This window comes from uncultured Psychromonas sp. (assembly GCF_947489755.1).
Lineage (GTDB): Bacteria > Pseudomonadota > Gammaproteobacteria > Enterobacterales > Psychromonadaceae > Psychromonas.
Genome location: NZ_CANLFB010000064.1, coordinates 1 through 2,269, shown reverse-complemented (window position 1 = coordinate 2,269; position 2,269 = coordinate 1). Strand labels below are relative to the sequence as shown.

Here is a 2,269-nt window from a genome sequence, read left to right as displayed (position 1 = left end):
ATAACAAACAAGAATAGGTGTCGCGCAGCCGACACCTTATTCGGGTGTTGGACAAGCCCGTTTGAGGTTGGTTTACTTATTATAGTAAATAGCGGTTTTTATACTAAAGGAATGTCGATGAATCAGTTTTCTGAGGGTGAGTCTCGCTAAGATACAATAGATAGCTCAATTATATCAGTGCCTTATGTTTTTATGTTGAATGCCAATCAACCTCCTTTTATTACTTAGACCACTTTACTTTTCTGCCTGCCGATGAACTTATGAAGCTCAAGCGTAAATAGGTATTAATGACTCAGTCGTCCCATGCCCATAAATTGCATGATGTGCTGACAACAAGGACAAATGAAACTTGTACGTTTCATTACATTTGGTGGTGACTTTGACGCTACATTCACGCCAAGCAATAACAGGATCTGCAAGCGTAATCGCTTCGCATTTCCCCTTAAAAACCCATAATCTCGTACCCGCTGTAATCCTTTAGGTAGCACATGTTGCAGTATCAACCATAAGAACTTAAGTACGGGTAAAGTGCGTGTCTTCATCAGATGGGTACCACCTTCTTTATATCTAAACGTGACCTCTTCATCGGTTATGTGAATTATATCTTTGTCGGGTAACACGCCCCGATACAGATACCGTGATAAATACTGAAATGACGACAAACCGACCCCTACCTTACGACAATCAACCACCCATTTGTTGGGAATGTTAGTCGGTAGCGTTAACTGAGGGTGATGATTGATTGCCTCCATCATTCTGCCTCGCCAGACCTTCGCTAACGAGAAGGCATTAAACAGGTAACGTTTATCCCCTTTATGCCATTGCTTCTTACTTGCATCGTAGCGACCAGAAGGAATAACAATGTGTAGATGAGGATGTAGTTCTCTTTTGCGGTTATGCGTATGTAACACGCTGGTAAATCCCAAGCTGCCTTTATCTTCTCGTGATGCAAAGTCTTTTAGTAAATTCGATGTGACTTTAAACATCAATTGATAGAGAGCTTTGGGATGTTTTTGAGCAAGTACTCTGAACTGATAGGGTAAGGTAAAGGTCACCATAAAATAGTGTACGGGCAATAACTTATCAGTTTGTTTGGCTAACCAATTTGATGTGGTTTGATGCAAGCATTGCGGACAACTTCGATTCCCACAAGAGGCAGGGTGTTGTTGGTCATGCAGGCAATGTCCACAATGCCATTGGCTATAACGAGACTCATCCTGCTTACAATGCAACATGTCAATGATGGCACGGCGAATATCTTGATTCAACAATCCACTATATTGTTGCTCCAGTTGTGCTTGATAGTGACCAAGTAGGGCAATAAATTGGCTCATGATGCCTCCCATTGAATTGTTAACCTGTCGGTCAACTGGTTCAAGGCGGTGATATTATCTTTTTGTTTGAGTGGGGTAAGTTGGGTGTATTTCGCTGTCGTATTCAGGCTGTGATGTCCCAATAGTATTTGCAGGGAGCGCAGGTCAATACCTTGCTCTAAGAGGTGAGTTGCAAAGCAATGTCGTAATGAATGTGGACTGATAGATTTATTAATACCCAATTCAGTCATCACTTTTTTTAACGCTTTCTGCACACTGCCTTTATCCATTGGTACCTGTGTGTTTTTACCTATACTTGGAAATAACAACAGAGGATGTCGATGCGTTGACCAATAGCCACGTAATGCAAAGAGTGTTCGTTTGGGCAAAGGGAGTAAACGGTCTTTGCCTCCTTTACCTTCACGAATATGCACTTGCATGCTATGGCTATCAATGTCTTTCACCGTCAAATCAAGGGCTTCACTTAAGCGTAATCCCATGCTGTACAAAACAAGAAAAAACACCTGATAACGTAACGCTCGAGTGTGGCTAATCATCAGTCCAATTTGTTGTGGCGTGAGGATGTCGGGAATGCGTTTTACTTGTGGTGGTTTGACAATATTAAGCCATTCCCACTGTCTATCGAGGGTATGTTTATAAAAAAACTGTAATCCATTTCGGTCTAATTTAATAGTGCTCCATGAGTGAGTTTGAATGAGCTGTGCAAAGTAACACTTTAAATCGGCTTTGGTTAATGTGTCAGGAGAGCGGTCAAAAAAAGTAGTTATCCTACGTACTGCGCGAGAGTAGGCATCAATCGTAGCAGGTCGCATGCCTTGTAGTGTTAGGTTGGTCAAATGCTGTTGATATAAAAGGTTAAAGTGTTGTTGCTCTGAAGTGTTCATGTCTTATACTCCTATTAGATATCACCGAAAAGTGATATAAATATAAGTATG

2 protein-coding genes are annotated in these 2,269 nt (G+C 41.3%); both read right to left on the bottom strand.

The window, feature by feature from the left end; all coding sequences use genetic code 11:
- Window positions 1-284: 284 nt before the first annotated feature.
- Window positions 285-1,346 (bottom strand): transposase, encoded by a 1,062-nt coding sequence (locus tag Q0794_RS18000; protein ID WP_298944255.1) that lies wholly within the window; start codon window positions 1,344-1,346, stop codon window positions 285-287.
- Window positions 1,331-2,218 (bottom strand): site-specific integrase, encoded by an 888-nt coding sequence (locus Q0794_RS17995; protein ID WP_298944253.1) that lies wholly within the window; start codon window positions 2,216-2,218, stop codon window positions 1,331-1,333. The genes Q0794_RS18000 and Q0794_RS17995 overlap by 16 nt, the downstream gene beginning before the upstream one ends.
- Window positions 2,219-2,269 lie beyond the last annotated feature (51 nt).